General features: G+C 69.7%; 12 protein-coding genes and 1 pseudogene. 2 read left to right on the top strand and 11 right to left on the bottom strand.

Annotation, left to right across the window (positions count from 1 at the left end; all coding sequences use genetic code 11):
* Nucleotides 1-2: 2 nt before the first annotated feature.
* The 10 genes from ABGB06_RS23960 to ABGB06_RS23915 all read right to left on the bottom strand — a co-directional run bounded on the left by ABGB06_RS23960 (nucleotide 3) and on the right by ABGB06_RS23915 (nucleotide 9831).
* Nucleotides 3-350 carry a hypothetical protein gene (locus ABGB06_RS23960; RefSeq protein WP_347592745.1) on the bottom strand — a complete coding sequence of 116 codons (348 nt, stop codon included), beginning with the start codon at nucleotides 348-350 and terminating at the stop codon, nucleotides 3-5.
* 3 nt (nucleotides 351-353) lie between these two features.
* The gene (locus ABGB06_RS23955; protein ID WP_347592743.1) at nucleotides 354-665 is read right to left on the bottom strand and encodes a hypothetical protein; all 312 of its coding nucleotides are present in this window, start codon (nucleotides 663-665) and stop codon (nucleotides 354-356) included.
* A 38-nt stretch (nucleotides 666-703) separates the two neighbouring features.
* A complete protein-coding gene (locus ABGB06_RS23950; RefSeq protein ID WP_347592741.1) occupies nucleotides 704-1129 on the bottom strand; it encodes a hypothetical protein in 426 nt (141 codons plus the stop codon).
* A 199-nt stretch (nucleotides 1130-1328) separates the two neighbouring features.
* Nucleotides 1329-2756 carry an FGGY-family carbohydrate kinase gene (locus ABGB06_RS23945; RefSeq protein ID WP_347592739.1) on the bottom strand — a complete coding sequence of 476 codons (1428 nt, stop codon included), beginning with the start codon at nucleotides 2754-2756 and terminating at the stop codon, nucleotides 1329-1331.
* Nucleotides 2753-3469 carry a GntR family transcriptional regulator gene (locus ABGB06_RS23940; RefSeq protein ID WP_347592737.1) on the bottom strand — a complete coding sequence of 239 codons (717 nt, stop codon included), beginning with the start codon at nucleotides 3467-3469 and terminating at the stop codon, nucleotides 2753-2755. Before ABGB06_RS23940 ends, ABGB06_RS23945 begins: the two co-directional genes overlap by 4 nt.
* Before the next feature lie 2 nt (nucleotides 3470-3471).
* Nucleotides 3472-4668, bottom strand: coding sequence for a CoA transferase (locus ABGB06_RS23935; RefSeq protein WP_347592735.1), 1197 nt, complete (start codon nucleotides 4666-4668; stop codon nucleotides 3472-3474).
* A gap of 39 nt (nucleotides 4669-4707) precedes the next feature.
* Nucleotides 4708-6402 carry a thiamine pyrophosphate-binding protein gene (locus tag ABGB06_RS23930; protein WP_347592733.1) on the bottom strand — a complete coding sequence of 565 codons (1695 nt, stop codon included), beginning with the start codon at nucleotides 6400-6402 and terminating at the stop codon, nucleotides 4708-4710.
* Nucleotides 6403-6443: 41 nt separating this feature from the next.
* Nucleotides 6444-7451, bottom strand: a complete 1008-nt coding sequence (locus ABGB06_RS23925; RefSeq protein ID WP_347592731.1) for a hypothetical protein — start codon at nucleotides 7449-7451, stop codon at nucleotides 6444-6446.
* Nucleotides 7448-8815 (bottom strand): MFS transporter, encoded by a 1368-nt coding sequence (locus ABGB06_RS23920; RefSeq protein ID WP_347592729.1) that lies wholly within the window; start codon nucleotides 8813-8815, stop codon nucleotides 7448-7450. Before ABGB06_RS23920 ends, ABGB06_RS23925 begins: the two co-directional genes overlap by 4 nt.
* Nucleotides 8816-8868: 53 nt before the next feature.
* Nucleotides 8869-9831 (bottom strand): MaoC/PaaZ C-terminal domain-containing protein, encoded by a 963-nt coding sequence (locus ABGB06_RS23915; protein WP_347592727.1) that lies wholly within the window; start codon nucleotides 9829-9831, stop codon nucleotides 8869-8871.
* Nucleotides 9832-10334: 503 nt separating this feature from the next.
* Here ABGB06_RS23915 and ABGB06_RS23910 point away from each other — a divergent pair.
* Both ABGB06_RS23910 and ABGB06_RS23905 read left to right on the top strand, forming a co-directional pair.
* Nucleotides 10335-10656, top strand: a pseudogene (locus tag ABGB06_RS23910) (IS5/IS1182 family transposase); the annotation flags it as partial.
* A gap of 220 nt (nucleotides 10657-10876) precedes the next feature.
* On the top strand, nucleotides 10877-12034 hold the full coding sequence (locus ABGB06_RS23905; RefSeq protein ID WP_347592725.1) for a serine hydrolase domain-containing protein: 1158 nt from the start codon (nucleotides 10877-10879) through the stop codon (nucleotides 12032-12034).
* A gap of 330 nt (nucleotides 12035-12364) precedes the next feature.
* On the opposite strand, the gene ABGB06_RS23900 is transcribed toward ABGB06_RS23905, so the two are convergent.
* Nucleotides 12365-12877, bottom strand: a complete 513-nt coding sequence (locus ABGB06_RS23900) for a lytic polysaccharide monooxygenase auxiliary activity family 9 protein (protein ID WP_347592723.1) — start codon at nucleotides 12875-12877, stop codon at nucleotides 12365-12367.
* Nucleotides 12878-13432 lie beyond the last annotated feature (555 nt).

Below are 13432 nucleotides of genomic sequence, written 5' to 3'. Positions count from 1 at the left end.
CCTCAGCGCCCTTCTGTCGCCATGCGGTCCACGAAGGTGGAGTACGCGGCGTCGTGGGCGTTGGTCAGCGTCCGCCGCGCGGCGGCCTCGTGACTCTCGCCCGTGTCGGCCGCCGCGGCCGCGCTGCGGCTGATGTCGTCCACCGAGACTCCCGCTCGCTCCAGTTCGGTCAGCATGGTGAGCGCGGCCGTCTCCAGGGCCGCGGCGGCCCGGTCCGCGTTCGGCACTTCGCCGAACATGCCCGGGTCCGAGGCGATCTCGGCGAACCTCGCCCGCATCTCGGGGAGTCCGGCCTTCCTCCCGGCCCCGCTCTCGGCGGCCCGCAGGCCGTCGAAGTTCATGATGGTCATGGATCAGCGACCGCCCGCCGCCGCCCGCACCATCGCGGCGCCGCCCTCGCCGCCGATCGACTGGACGTTGCGCATCGCGAGGTTCTGCGACGAGACGCTGTCGTCGAAGCCGGTCGCCTCGCGGCGGAAGATCTCGTCACGCTCCGCGAGCACGGTGCCGACCTGGGCGTCGACCAGGCCGTTCTCGATGAGCTGCGTGATCTGGGTGCGCACGTTGTCCCAGATCGCGATGTACTGCTCCTGCTGACCGGAGGTCTGCGACTGGATGCTGGTGAGACCTTCGTTCCTGAAGTGGATCATCCCGTTGGAGCCCATGGTTCCTCGGTCCTGTCCGTGTGTCGGGGCGGCTGGTGTCAGATCTGAGCGGCGATGCTCAGGTCGGAGGGGGTGGTCGGGGCAACGACCTGGCCCAGGGCGTTGTGCGCCTCGTCGTCGGTCTCCCGGCCGGTGTTGGCCGTGACGCCGAGGTCCTGGGACAGGCCGTCGAGCGCGTTGGCAAGCGCCTGGCCGGCCCGGCCGAGGTTCTCGTAGGTCTCCATCGCGGTCGCGGTACCGGCACCGTTGTAGGCGGTGGCCATGTTGGCGCTGTGTCCGCCGATGCCGGTGGACACCTCGGCCATGTCGGTGAACGCCTGGCCGATGATCCCCTTGACGCGATCGACCTCGTCCGGAGAGAGCTTGACTTCCTCGTACTCCATTGCCGCCTCGCTTCGGCTCGATGCAACCTCGATACGACTCCGTTGGCTTGCCGGTCGTGCCGGCCCGCCGACGCCGATCATCAGGTGAATCGTGCTTGCGCGGCCAGACGTGTGTGCCCTGACACAACGTCTAGGAACGTTCCATGGACGTGACCTGGTGAAACGGCGCGGCGAAGGAACGATCCGAGGTGTTGCGGACGCGTTCGTCCAGGGCCCGGATCGGGCCCTCTGCGGAACCGAATCACCGCGACTGTCGCTCGGAGGACACCGTCTACGGGGTCTACGGGGCCGCCGCGCGCGCGGCGTCCGTCGCGTCGCGCAGGGCCCGCCAGCGGGAGTGGAGTCGCGCGTAGCGCTCCGCGCGGGCGGCGTCGGGCTCGACCCTGCGCGGGGTGCCGACGAGGCGTGAGCGGATGGCGTCCAGGTCGGTGCACAGCCCGGAACCGAGCAACGCCAGCGCCGCGGCGCCGAGCAGGGTCACGTCGGGCTCCGGGGAGACCAGGAGCGGTCGGCCGAGGATGTCGGCGCGCAGTTGCGCCACATGGGCGCTGCGGGACGAGCCGCCGGCCAAGGCGACCGGCAGGCTGCCCGAGGGATCGAGGTGGTCCGTTCCCTCGCGGACGGTGAAGGCCGCCGCCTCCTGGGCGGCTCGGAGCAGGCACGCGGCGTCGTGGTCGGGATGCTGTCCGAGCACCGCTCCCCGGGTGCCGGACCGCCAGGTCGGGAAGCGCGCACCTGTCATGCTGGGCAGGATGGTGAGCCCGTTCGCACCCGGGGGCACCGCGGCGAGGTGCTCGTCCGCGACCGTGCCGACCAGGGAACGCCACTGGGCGACAGCGCCTCCGGTGAGTCCGGTCGCCCCACCGGCGACGAATCGGCCGGGCAGGACGGCGGGGTTGAGTACGGCACTGTCCGGTACGTCGTCAGGGCCCGGGAGCAGCCGGCCGATGACATCGGTGGTGCCCGCGACGTCGGCGATGACGTCGTCGGCTCCGCCCAGGAGCAGGCCGATGCCGACGGAGCCGTCCGGGCCGCCGGCGATCACGGGAAGTCCGGGCGGCAGGCCGGTGACCGCCCCGATCTCCCCGGTGAGGGTGCCGACCACCGACGTCGGCTCCGACTGCGGCGGCAGCAGTTCGGGGTCCAGGTCGATCTCACCGAGCAGGTCGATGTTCCACGCGCGACGACGCACGTCGGAAGCCAGTGTGTAGGCAGCGCTGATCGTGTCGGCGGCGAGCCGGCCGGTGAGCCGGGCGACGAGGAAGTCCTTGGGCGACAGCACGGCGTGCACCTTCGAGGCGAGTTCGGGCTCCATCCCCATCAGGTAGGCCAGGGCACCGCCGGTCAATGCCGGACGGCCCGCGGCGTGCAGCAGCCGCCGCACCGTCGCGTCGCCGAGCGCCGCGAGCCGCGGCACGCCCTGGGTGTCGGCCCAGCCGCCGCTACGGCCGACGGGCCGGAGGTCGGAATCGACGGCGACGGTGCCGATATGGGCGGCGATGGCCAGCGCCGCGGGAGCCGGTCTGCCGGACACCCCCGCCAGCGCGGCCCGTACGTCCCGGTCCAGCGCGGCGGCGTCGAAGGCGTCGCCGCCGAGTCCTGACGTGCGGGCGATGTGCTGGTGGGCGAAGACCTGCCCCCGGGCGTCCATGGCGACGGCCCGCACGGCCGACGTGCCGACATCGACCGCGATGACGTGTGCGCTCATTCGGCGTCGATCCGCAGGAGGAAGGGGAACCCGGGCAGTGTCCAGCTCGTGGTGAACTCGACGATCTCGCCGCGCGATCCGTAGGTGGTACGGCGTACCTCCAGTGCCGGCGTGCCTGGTTCGGTGCCGAGCGGGTCCGCCCGCTCGGCGGTCAACAGCGTGGCTGTCATGGACTGGTCGGCGTAGCGCAGCTCGACACCGAAGCGTTCGGTCAGGGTGCGGTACAGGGAGTCGTCGAGCAGCGGCTCGCGGCACAGCGACGGCGCCACGGAGTAGGGGATCCAGGCGTCCTGGAGCGCGGCGGGCGAGCCGTCGATGAGGCGCACGCGGGTGAGCCGGTTGGCCGTGTCGTCGTCCATGCCGCCGAGGGCCTCGGCCACGTCACTGGGCATGGGCGTGGCCGCGCAGTGGATCAGCCGGGAGGACGGCGCACCACCCGTGCCCGCGATCTCGTCGGCGAAGGAGCGCAGCCGGTTGAGCCGCCGCCCGCGCTCGCCGTGGCCGCTGACGAACGTGCCGCTGCCCTGCCGCCGTACGACGAACCGGTCCGAGTCGAGCAGGTCCAGAGCCTGCCGCACGGTCATCCGGCTCACGCCGTACTGCCTGGCCAGGTCCGTCTCGCTGGGCAGCCGCGCCGCGGGGGCCAGGGTGCCGGACCGGATCTGCGAGACGAGGTCGTCATAGATCACCTGATACCTGGGTGCGCGCGACATGATCAGATGGCTCCCGACCCACGCAGGTGGGCCATGTCCTGAGCGGACAGCTTGAGGATGTCCTGGTAGACGTACGTGTTGTCCTCGCCGACCCGAGGTGGAGCCTTGCGGACCATCGGCGGGGTCTTCTCCATCTTGATCGGATTACCGGGCATCCGGATGTTACCGAGTTCGGGGTGTTCCGCTTCGACGATCATGTCCCGAGCGGCGATCTGCGGTGACTCGGCCACCTCCGCGACCGAGGCGACCTTGGCGTAGGGCACGCCCACCTCGTCGAGGATCCGCGCGAGGACCTCCGTCGTATGGCCGGCCGCCCATGCGCCGATCTCGCCCTCCAGGAACTCCTGGTGTGTCATCCGGCCCTCGACACTGGCGAAGCGCGGGTCCTCGGCCAGGTCCCGCCGTCCCATCACGGCGCAGAGCTTCGGGAACAGCGAGGCCGTGCCGGCCTGGATGTAGATGGGTCCGTCGGCGGCGTCGTAGACGTTGACCGGTGCCGTCAGCAGGTCGCGAGACCCGCTGCGCGGCATGTCCTGGCCGAGCATGAGCTGGGACATGAGGCGGATGCCGAGCGCGGAGAACATCGTGTCGAAGGACGCGACGTCCACGAGTTGGCCCTCGCCGGTGCGCTCACGGTGCAGGATGGCCAGCAGGGCCCCGATCGCGCCCTGGTAGCCGGTGGTGTAGTCGGCTATGTAGGTGCCGCTGAGGGTCGGTTTGCCGTCGGGCTCGCCGGTCATGCTCATCAGCCCCGAGGACGCCTGTGAGATCGCGTCGAACAGGGCGCGGCGCGAGTCCGGACCGGTCTGGCCGAAGCCGGAGATCGACACCAGGATGATGTCCGGGTTGAGCTCCTTCATCCGCTCGTAGCCGATGCCCATCTTCTCGATCGTGCCCGGACGGTAGTTCTCCACGACGATGTCCGCCCACGCGATCAGCCGCTCGAGGATTCCGAGTGCCTCGGGGTGGCGGGTGTCCAGCGAGGCGTCGTACTTGTTCCGGTGGTAGAGGAACATGTAGATGCTCTCGTCCCTGTGGTACGGCCCGTGGTGCCGGGAGTCCTCCCCGCCCGGCCGCTCGATCTTGACCACCTCGGCTCCGAAGTCGGCCAGGACCTGCGTGCAGAGTGGGCCCGCGATGAACCGCGAGAGGTCGAGCACCTTCACGCCGTCGAGGGGTGCCGGGGTCGCGTTCGGCATTGCCGCTGTCACCTGCCTTCCACTGCCTTCCACTGCCTTCTACTGCTTCTTCCGCGCCACGAACGACGGGTACGTCCAGGCGTTGACATCGCGGTCGATCGGTACGTCGAGTATCACCGGCGTACCGGCCGCGAAGGCGTCGGCGACGCGCTGCCGCAGCGTGGACAGGCTGGTGACGACCTGGCCGTTCACGCCCATCGCGCGGGCCACCATGCCGAAGTCGACCGAGCCGAAGTCGACGCCGGTGGTGCGCCCGTTGAAGTGCAGCTCCTGTTCCTGCCGGATGTTGCCGTAGCTGGAGTCGTTGAGGACGACGACGCAGACGTTGCCGCCGACCCGTGCGAGCGTTTCGATCTCGCCCAGGCTCATGCCGAGGGAGCCGTCGCCGATCAGGGCGAGTACGGGGCGCTCCGGGTCGATCAACGCTGCCGCGATCGCCGACGGCAGCGCGAAGCCCATGTTCCCGAAGCCGACGGGCTTGATGTAGGTGTTGGGCCGCTGGATCTCCCAGAGGAACGACCAGACGCCCGGGTTGCCGGCGTCCGGGATCAGCAGGGTCTCCTCGGGCGCCACTTCGCGCAGCGTGCGGACGATGTCGGCGGGCGAGAGCGGGCCCTCCGCGCTGGTGTCCGTCACCTCGGAGCCCTGCCACCAGTCGGTGCGCGCCTTGTCGAGTGAGCTGATCCACTCCGCGCGCCCGGCCTTCGCGGCGTCCGCGTGTCCGGCGGTCGCGGTGACCAGGGCGCGGGCGAAGGAGCCGAGGTCACTCACCACGCCCTGGGTGATCTCGGAGTAGTAGCGCCCGATCATCGCCGGCTCGACATCGACCTGGATCACTTCGGGGAGGGCGCGCCGCCAGCGTGTGGTGGACACGGCGTTGAGGCTGTTGCCGAGCGCGAGTACGAGATCGGCGTCGCCGAGGACCTCGCCGGAGAGCGTGGTACCCATGCGGCTGACGGCCCCGAACACCAGCGGATGCGTGGTCGGCACGGACCCGATGCCGTTGAAGGTCGTGACGACCGGGATGCCGAGCGCGTCGGCGAGCGCCAGCACGTCCTCACTCGCCCGGGCGCGGTTGCCGCCGTTGCCGAGCCAGATGACCGGCCGTTCGGCGCGCAGCACCCGTTCGGCGACCCTGGCCAGCGCGACGGGGTTGGCGGACGGACGCTCGCCGACCCACGCGCGGCTCGGGTGGACGGCGGGCACCACCGGCGGGTTGGGCACCTGACCCTCGATGGTGTCGCGGGCGAAGTCGAGGTGGACAGGGCCGGGGTTGCCGGTGAGGGCGTTGACGTAGGCCTCCTCCATCGCCTGCTTGATGGACGAGCCGTGCGCCACCAGCCGGGAGTACTTCACCAGCGGCTTGAGCAGCGCCACGTGGTCGGCGTTCTGGGCGTCGTCCTTGTGGATGTTCTCGCCGTTGTTGTTGCAGGTGAGGACGATGCCTGGGCTGGAGTCGCGGTAGGCGCCGCCGACGCCGGTGAGCAGGTTGGTGGCGCCGGGGCCGGTCGTGGCGATGCACGCGGCCGGCGTGCCGGTGAGCCTTCCGTAGGCGTCCATCATCACGGCCGCGGCGTTCTCGTGCCGGGTGTGGACGAGCTGGATGCCGGGGGTGTCGATGATCGCGTCGGTGATGGCCAGGGTCTGGCCGCCCACGACGCCGAAGACGTACTCGACGCCCAGGGAGGTCAGAAGGTCGACGACCAGCTGGCCGCCGGACTTGGAAGTGCTCATCTGCGAAGATCCGCTTTCTGTGTCGGTGCGGTGCGGTGCGGTCAGGGTGCGGGAACGGTCACGGCGGCCCAGCCGGCGGTGAGAAGGCGGTGGTCGGCATCGCGGCGTACCCAGATCTCCAGATCGACGCGGAGACCGCCGTCGACCGGGGTGACGGCGGTGACGACACCGGTCGAGGTGAACGGCTCGAACACCTCCAGCGGCGCCAGGAACTTGACCCGCAGCCATCCGGTGGTGAGGAAGGACGGCCCGGCGCGGAGGGTGAGCAGCTGGGCCAGCACGCCGAACTGCTGCTGGCCCTGCACGATGGGCACCCGCAGGCCGCCCGCTCGGGCGATGTCGATGTCGTTGTGGATGTTGCGCACGTACTCGCCGATGCGGCTGAAGACCGCGGCCTGCTCGGCGGTCACCGTCTTGTGCAGGGGCGCGAGTACGTCACCGGTGCGTACGTCAGGGCCCAGCGTGTCGACGGTCCGCGCGCCCTTTGGTACCTCGCCGGTGACGCGGCGTTCGGGTGACGCCGAGCCGCGTCCGCCGATGGCGCCGGGGTCGGTCCTGAGGATCTCGACACCGCGATGGCGCACGATGCTGCGCCCGTCCTCGCCCGTGGCCGCGGCCTCCATGACGACGTAGCCCTGGCCGCGGCGCCGGTAGGCCTCGGTGTACCTGCCGCTGAGGGCGACGACCTCGTCCAGGACCGCCGGGCTGTCGAACCACATCTGTTCCTCGGTGTGGTATCCGACGACCTGGCTGGCCGCGTAGACGAGGGTGAAGAGCTGTACGAGGTCGTTGCCCAGCAGCGCCGCGTGCCCGACGCGCCGCCCGCCGAACGGGCTCCCTGTCAGGTGCCAGGGGGAATGGTCGTCGTGGGTGAAGGCGTACCGTTTGATCTTGTGGTCGTCGACGACGACCCGCACGGTGCCGAGGTCCTCGGGGATGTCGAGGTTCTCGAACTCGGGCTCCTTGAGTCCCTCCTCGAGCCTGTCGGTCGCGCCGGCGCGGCGTGGGTCGGTCAGGTCCCGCCAGGGACGGGGCGTCGGGTCCGTCATCGTGCCCTCTCGGTCTCTTCACCGACACGGGTCATGTCGGCCCTGTTGGTCTCGGGGGCCATCACCGCGCACGCCAGTCCGATGAGCAGGGCCACGACGGTGATGAGGGCGATCGGCCAGGGGTCACCGTCGGTCGCCGCCAGCAGACCGGTCGAGGCGAGCGGCCACAGTCCGATGAGAACGCTGGGGATCTGGGCCGACAGCGAGAGTCCCGTGTAGCGCACCTTCGTGCTGAACAGCTCGGCGAAGAAGGCCGGTTCGACGCCGTAGACGGCGCCCACGCCGATCGCGTACGCCACGGCGTAGACCACGTACATCAGCAGCAGGGCGTCGGCGTCGAGGATCCAGAAGAAGGGAAAGGTGACGACGACGCCCACGAGGGAGCCGGCGATGAAGACCTTGCGCCGGCCGACCCGGTCGGACAGCTTCCCGAAGAAGTAGTACGTGTAGATGGCGAGCGCGGCGGCGATACTGCTCGCGACGAGGACGTGGGTGCGCGAGATGTCGGTGTAGTTCTCGGCGAACGTCAGGCCGATGGTGAGGATGATGTAGCCGAAGACCGCCTCGCCGAGGCGCATGCCCATGGCCAGGAGCAGTGGCCTCCGGAACCGTTTGAACAGCTCGGCGACCGGCATTCGCTCTCTCGCCCGTTCCTCGGCGGGCTGCCTCTCCAGCTCTTCCTGTGCGGCCTGGAAGGCCGGTGTCTCGGTGAGCTTGAACCGGATGAACAGGCCCACGACGATGAGAACAGCGCTGAGCAGGAACGGGACGCGCCAGCCCCAGCTCATCAGTGCGTCGTCAGGCAGCAGGGACACGGCCGCGAAGATGCCCGTGGACAGCACGAGGCCCACCGCGTTGCCGATCTGCGGGAAGCTGCCGTAGGCACCCCGTTTGTGTGCCGGGGCGTATTCGACGGCGACCAGTGAGGCGCCTCCCCACTCGCCTCCCACGCCGAATCCCTGGATGAGCCGCAGCAGGACGAGCAGGATCGGAGCCCATATCCCGATCTGAGCGGTGGTGGGCAGGAGGCCGATGAGGAACGTGGAGGCGCCCATCAGTATGAGCGTCGTGACCAGGGCGGCCTTGCGGCCGAACTTGTCACCGAAGTGTCCGAAGACCACTCCTCCGACGGGGCGGGCGAAGAAGCCGACACCGAAGACGGCGAATGCCGACAGGGTGCCGATGATCGGGTCGTCCTCGTTGGGGAAGAAGAGGTCCCCGAACACGAGGGCGGACGCGGTGCCGAAGATGAAGTAGTCGTACCACTCGATGGCGGTGCCGACGAGGCTGGCGATGGCGGCACGTTTGGCGAGTCTGGTCCGCTCCTGCTCGACGGCAGGCGGGGAGGTGGCTGTTTGCGCCATGGATGACTCCGTTGTCGATCACACTGACGTGTGGAGGCGGAAAGGACGGGGGGTCAGACCAGGGGCGCGGGGCGCCTCGGGTCGGTGTCCACGCGGGCGGAGGCCCATCCGAGCGCGGTGCGGGTTCCGTCGGCCTTGTCGACCCAGACCTCCAGATCGAGCCGGTCGCCCGTGACACCGGCGACAGCGCCGCTGGTGGTGAGTTCGTCGCCGACGAAGGCCGGTGAGACGAAGCGGAGGTCGAGTTCACCCGAGGTGAAGAACGCCTTGCCGAACACGTCGACGAGGTTGGTGATGATGAAGCCGGTCTGCTGCTGGGCCTGGACGATCGTGCGGTCCAGTCCGGACTCCGCGGCCTTTTCCGGGGCCGTGTGCACGTTGGCGTAACCGCGCCCCGCCCAGGAGAAGACCGACATCTGGTCCTGGGTGAAGACCGTCGTCCGCCGCGGCAGGCCGGCGCGTGCGGGAGCGTCGAGGCGGGCCAGGGCGAGGGCGGGGACGGCGGTGTCCACCGTGCCGAGCACCGTGCGTGACCGCGCCTCGCCCGCTGTTCGGTTCTGCCCGGTGACCTCGCCGGCGACCGTCCGCATGATCTCCCTGCCGACGTGCCGCACCAGCAGCCGGCCGTCGGCACCGTGGGCCTCCGCCTCCAGGACGACATAGCCCTGACCGCGGCGCTCGTACTTCTCCGTGTAGCCGCCCTCGATCGTGACCGTCTCACCGACCCTGACCGGGGAGTGAAACGTCAGGTGCTCGTGCGTGTGCAGGCCCTGGGCGGTGTTGCCGTCGTAGTTCTCGTAGAAGAGGAACAGCAGGTCGTTGGCCAGTACAAGGGGGTGACCCACCGGGCCGCCGAACGGGGAGTCCTCGAAGTACCAGGATCCGAAGTCGTCCTCGCTGTAGGCGTGGTCGAGCACCTTGCGCCGGTCCACGGTCACGGTGACCGGGCCCATCGGCTCGGGAATCTCGACCAGTTCGTAGCGGGCTTCCTTCAGGTGCGATGTCTGCGACTTCATAGTCACCTCCGCGTCGTAGTCCGGCGAGGCTTAACTTGTCTAGACGACTAGTCTTTACGCTACGTTCGCAGAATCAGCTGTGTCAATGGGTCTCCACCGACCCGTGGCGCCCCTCTTCGAGCCGGTCCGACCGGTCGGCGTGGACCGCACCGCAGCACGAATCATCACGACGCCGCCGACATGCGGGTCAGCGAGGAGACGCAGGCCGCACCCGAGGAGACGACTTCGGGAGAAGGGGACCGTCCGAGGCGGACAGCGACTGGGGCCTGGTCGCCCTCCCGGGAGAGCGGCTACGGCGAGATGTGGGCCCGGGCGCGGGAGAAGGTGCTGCCGCCGGAGGCGCCGCACACCTCGCTGGCGAAGCGGCCCTACGACCTGAGCCACACCGCCGTGTCGGCGTGGCTCGCGCCCGGGGTCGATCCGCAGACGGTCGCCGAGCGGGCCGGGCACGGCGTGGCGGCGCCGTTCCCGGCGTACGCGAAGTTTATCGACAAAAGCGGCGAAGTGGCCAAAAGGCTTACTCCCGTCGCGACAACCGCGCCTACCTGCGGCGACGTGGTATCAGGGCAACCATCGCGCAGCCCGATGACCAGCCGGGCCCACCGCAAGCGGCGGGGCCGGGCAGGCGGCCGGCCACCCGCCTTCGACAACGCCCAGTACCGCCGCCGCAGTGCGGTGGAGCGGTGCGTGAACAAGTGGAAACAGCTCCGCGCGGTGGCCAGCCGACACGACAGGCGCGACTACATCTTCGACGGCACCCTGACCGTCACCGCGATCGTCATCCGGCTCCGCGACACCGTCCAGAAGCCATCAGAAACGCCCTAGTGCAGCGCCGCATTGATCTTGCGAGGATCATGCGGTGTGCACAAGCCGTAACGACCCCACGCTGAGCACCGAGCCCCGCCGTGCGTCGCTGCGGCGGGGCTTCGCGGGCCCGTCGCTCAGGTAGCCCGTTCCGCCGGGGCTCAACCGTTCAGAGCTCCGGCCGCGTCTCGCAGCGCAGTGAGAGACAGCCGTAATCGCCACGGGGGGATGGAGACACCGCATGCTACGAGGCACCACACGGCGCGTTCTGGTCGTCGTGGTCTCGGTGGGCGCGCTGGCCGCCACGCTCGCCCCGGCCGGCGCCAACGAGTCGCACGTCGGCACGCAGGCAGCGCTGGACGCGATCACGGAGGGGGGAACGCCCGGCGCGCTCGCCCGGGTCGACGGCCCCAGCGGCCCCCGCGACGTCTGGTACGGCGCCTCGGGCGTCGCCGACCTCGACACCCGGCGACCGCGCCTGCCGCATGACCGCTTCCGTGCCGCCAGCATCACCAAGCCGTTCACCGCCACCGTGCTCCTGCAACTCGACGCGGAGGGGGAGCTCTCCCTCGACGACAGCGTCGAGGAGTGGCTTCCCGGGGTGGTGCGGGGCAACGGGTACGAGGGCAGCGAGATCACTCTCCGCCAACTGCTCAATCACACCTCCGGCATCTACAACTACAACTACGACCCCGACTTCCTCGGCCGGTTCACCGAGGAGGAGTTCTTCGAGAACCGCTTCGAGGGTGCGACCCCTGAGGAACTGGTGGGAATCGGCCTCTCCCATCCGCCGGTGTTCGAGCCGGGTGCGGGCTGGGAGTACTCCGACACGAACTACATCCTGGCGGGCATGGTCATCGAGGAGGCGACCGGCCGAAGCTACGCCACCGAGGTCCGGGAACGGATCATCAAGCCGCTCGGCCTGCGCGGGACCTCGCTGCCCGGGACGTCCCCGGCCCTGCCCCCGCCGCATGGGCGGCACTACTCCACGCTCCAGTTGGCTGTGGACGAGCCCGATCCCGACGCGGCCGTCCATGACGTCACCGAGTTCAACCCCTCCGTGGCCTGGTCCGCGGGTGAGATCGTTTCCACCACCCGTGATCTGAACCACTTCCTCGCCGCGCTGCTGCGGGGCGAACTTCTCCCTGACAGCCAGCAGGAGGAGATGTTCACCGGGGTACCCAGCGGGGAGGGGGAGACGTACGGCCTCGGCGTGAGGTCGTGGAAGCTCGCGTGCGGCGTCACGGTCTGGGGCCACGGGGGCATGGTCCCCGGCTCGCTGTCACGGCTGGCGGGCACGCGCGACGGCGAACACGTGCTCTCACTCAACCGGAACGGGGACTGGGGGGACGAGGCCCTGGAGGACGCCGTACTGGAGGCCGAGTTCTGCGGCGAGTGACGCACCGCGCACCGCGCACCGCTGCGCGGCGCCGCTCACACCGGCCGCCTCGCTGTCACCCTCTGGCCCACAACTGCCCCACAGCGGAGACGTTGCGAACCTTCACCGAGCCGGTGGGTCAGGTGCTGGGCCGCCCCGTCCTCGAGATGGTCAGCCCGTCGGGATCTCGATCCTCACCCACCGGTGCGGGTCGGTGCCGCACGGACCTGAACCGAGGCACCGCGCCCACCGTATCCGTTGCGATCCTCGGGCCCGAGCCAGCTCTGCGTCGTGCCCCGGTTCCGGCGTCAACGCCGGAGACGGGGCACGACCTACCGCCCTATGCGGTGCTCATCGGATGTCGACGTCGATGCAGGCGTAGAAGGCGTTCGGCGTGTCGGCGATGTTCCACACCGCGAGCACCGTCTGCCGGCCGGACGCCTGGAGGTCAACGGTGTGCGACAGCTCGTTCGGCGGCATGACACCGCCGTCGTCGAACTCCGCGACCTTCTGTCCGTTGACGTAGTACTGCCAGGTGCTGGTGGCGTGGTTGGCCTGCAGAGTCCAGTGGAACTCAGTGGTGCGGCTGACCGGGGTCGCGACCCACGGCTTGCTGTTGTCGTTGAGGTCGGGGAACCGCGAGTTTCCGCCGTTGCATTGCATGCTGCCCTTGGGCGCCTCAACGCTCCACGGCTCGTACTTGATCTGCCCGCAGTCGACGGTTCCCTGGTAGCACTGGGCCTGCCGACTCGGCGGAGAGTTGATGTAGCCGTGCGCACTTGCCGTGTTCGCCGGCAGGGTGACCGCGATCAGCGGGGCCACCGCGGCACCGATTACCAGGGCCAGCCTTCTCTTGGCGTGCATGGAGCACTCCTTCACGGAAAGGAAGCCGCCTGAACGGGGAGGAGAGGCCGGTGCGCTCCCTTGCCGGCCACCTTCTGAGCGACTTCGCTGGGTGGGGGGACCTGCAACAGGACGTCGTCATACGGTGAATGGCGCAGCCGCCCCGTGAAGTTGCTACGGCTGTCACCGATTCCGTCCTGTTCCACATACGCGGCTCGGACACTAGCCGTCTTGACTGTACGCGGTCAAGAGGTGGGGTGGTCGACGAACCGAGGCCGCCTTCGCCTGACTTCAGGAGAGAAGCCGGCCCGATACCGGCGTTCCACGACACCCGGCCGCGGTCCGGATCCTCGTGGACGGGCACGGCCGAGGCGCACGACCGGCGCGGGTTGAAGAAGCGTTCACGCAAGGCTGTCCGGCTGGTGCAAGGCCGGAAACTCGTCTCGTACCGGCTGCGGCCGACGGACCGGACCTTCACCAACCACCTGGTGGAGGAGCACGACGGCCGGGTCGAGGCGAGCGGCACGACCGGCCGCGGCTCGGTGTTCACCATCAACCTGCCGCGCGTCGCGCCGC

The sequence above is a fragment of the Streptomyces sp. B6B3 genome (assembly GCF_039871525.1).
Classification (GTDB): Bacteria; Actinomycetota; Actinomycetes; order Streptomycetales; family Streptomycetaceae; genus Streptomyces.
The sequence above is the reverse complement of the archived record's forward strand: the minus strand, read 5'-3'. Positions and strand labels throughout refer to the sequence as shown.

Excerpts from the sequence above, each read along its gene's own strand:
- ABGB06_RS23960 (WP_347592745.1), bottom strand. The coding sequence starts at position 350 with ATGACCATCATGAACTTCGACGGCCTGCGGGCCGCCGAGAGCGGGGCC.
- ABGB06_RS23920 (WP_347592729.1), bottom strand. The coding sequence starts at position 8,815 with ATGGCGCAAACAGCCACCTCCCCGCCTGCCGTCGAGCAGGAGCGGACC.
- ABGB06_RS23945 (WP_347592739.1), bottom strand. The coding sequence starts at position 2,756 with ATGAGCGCACACGTCATCGCGGTCGATGTCGGCACGTCGGCCGTGCGG.
- ABGB06_RS23950 (WP_347592741.1), bottom strand. The coding sequence starts at position 1,129 with ATGATCGGCGTCGGCGGGCCGGCACGACCGGCAAGCCAACGGAGTCGT.
- ABGB06_RS23955 (WP_347592743.1), bottom strand. The coding sequence starts at position 665 with ATGGGCTCCAACGGGATGATCCACTTCAGGAACGAAGGTCTCACCAGC.
- ABGB06_RS23900 (WP_347592723.1), bottom strand. The coding sequence starts at position 12,877 with ATGCACGCCAAGAGAAGGCTGGCCCTGGTAATCGGTGCCGCGGTGGCC.
- ABGB06_RS23915 (WP_347592727.1), bottom strand. The coding sequence starts at position 9,831 with ATGAAGTCGCAGACATCGCACCTGAAGGAAGCCCGCTACGAACTGGTC.
- ABGB06_RS23935 (WP_347592735.1), bottom strand. The coding sequence starts at position 4,668 with ATGCCGAACGCGACCCCGGCACCCCTCGACGGCGTGAAGGTGCTCGAC.
- ABGB06_RS23930 (WP_347592733.1), bottom strand. The coding sequence starts at position 6,402 with ATGAGCACTTCCAAGTCCGGCGGCCAGCTGGTCGTCGACCTTCTGACC.
- ABGB06_RS23940 (WP_347592737.1), bottom strand. The coding sequence starts at position 3,469 with ATGTCGCGCGCACCCAGGTATCAGGTGATCTATGACGACCTCGTCTCG.
- ABGB06_RS23925 (WP_347592731.1), bottom strand. The coding sequence starts at position 7,451 with ATGACGGACCCGACGCCCCGTCCCTGGCGGGACCTGACCGACCCACGC.
- ABGB06_RS23905 (WP_347592725.1), top strand. The coding sequence starts at position 10,877 with ATGCTACGAGGCACCACACGGCGCGTTCTGGTCGTCGTGGTCTCGGTG.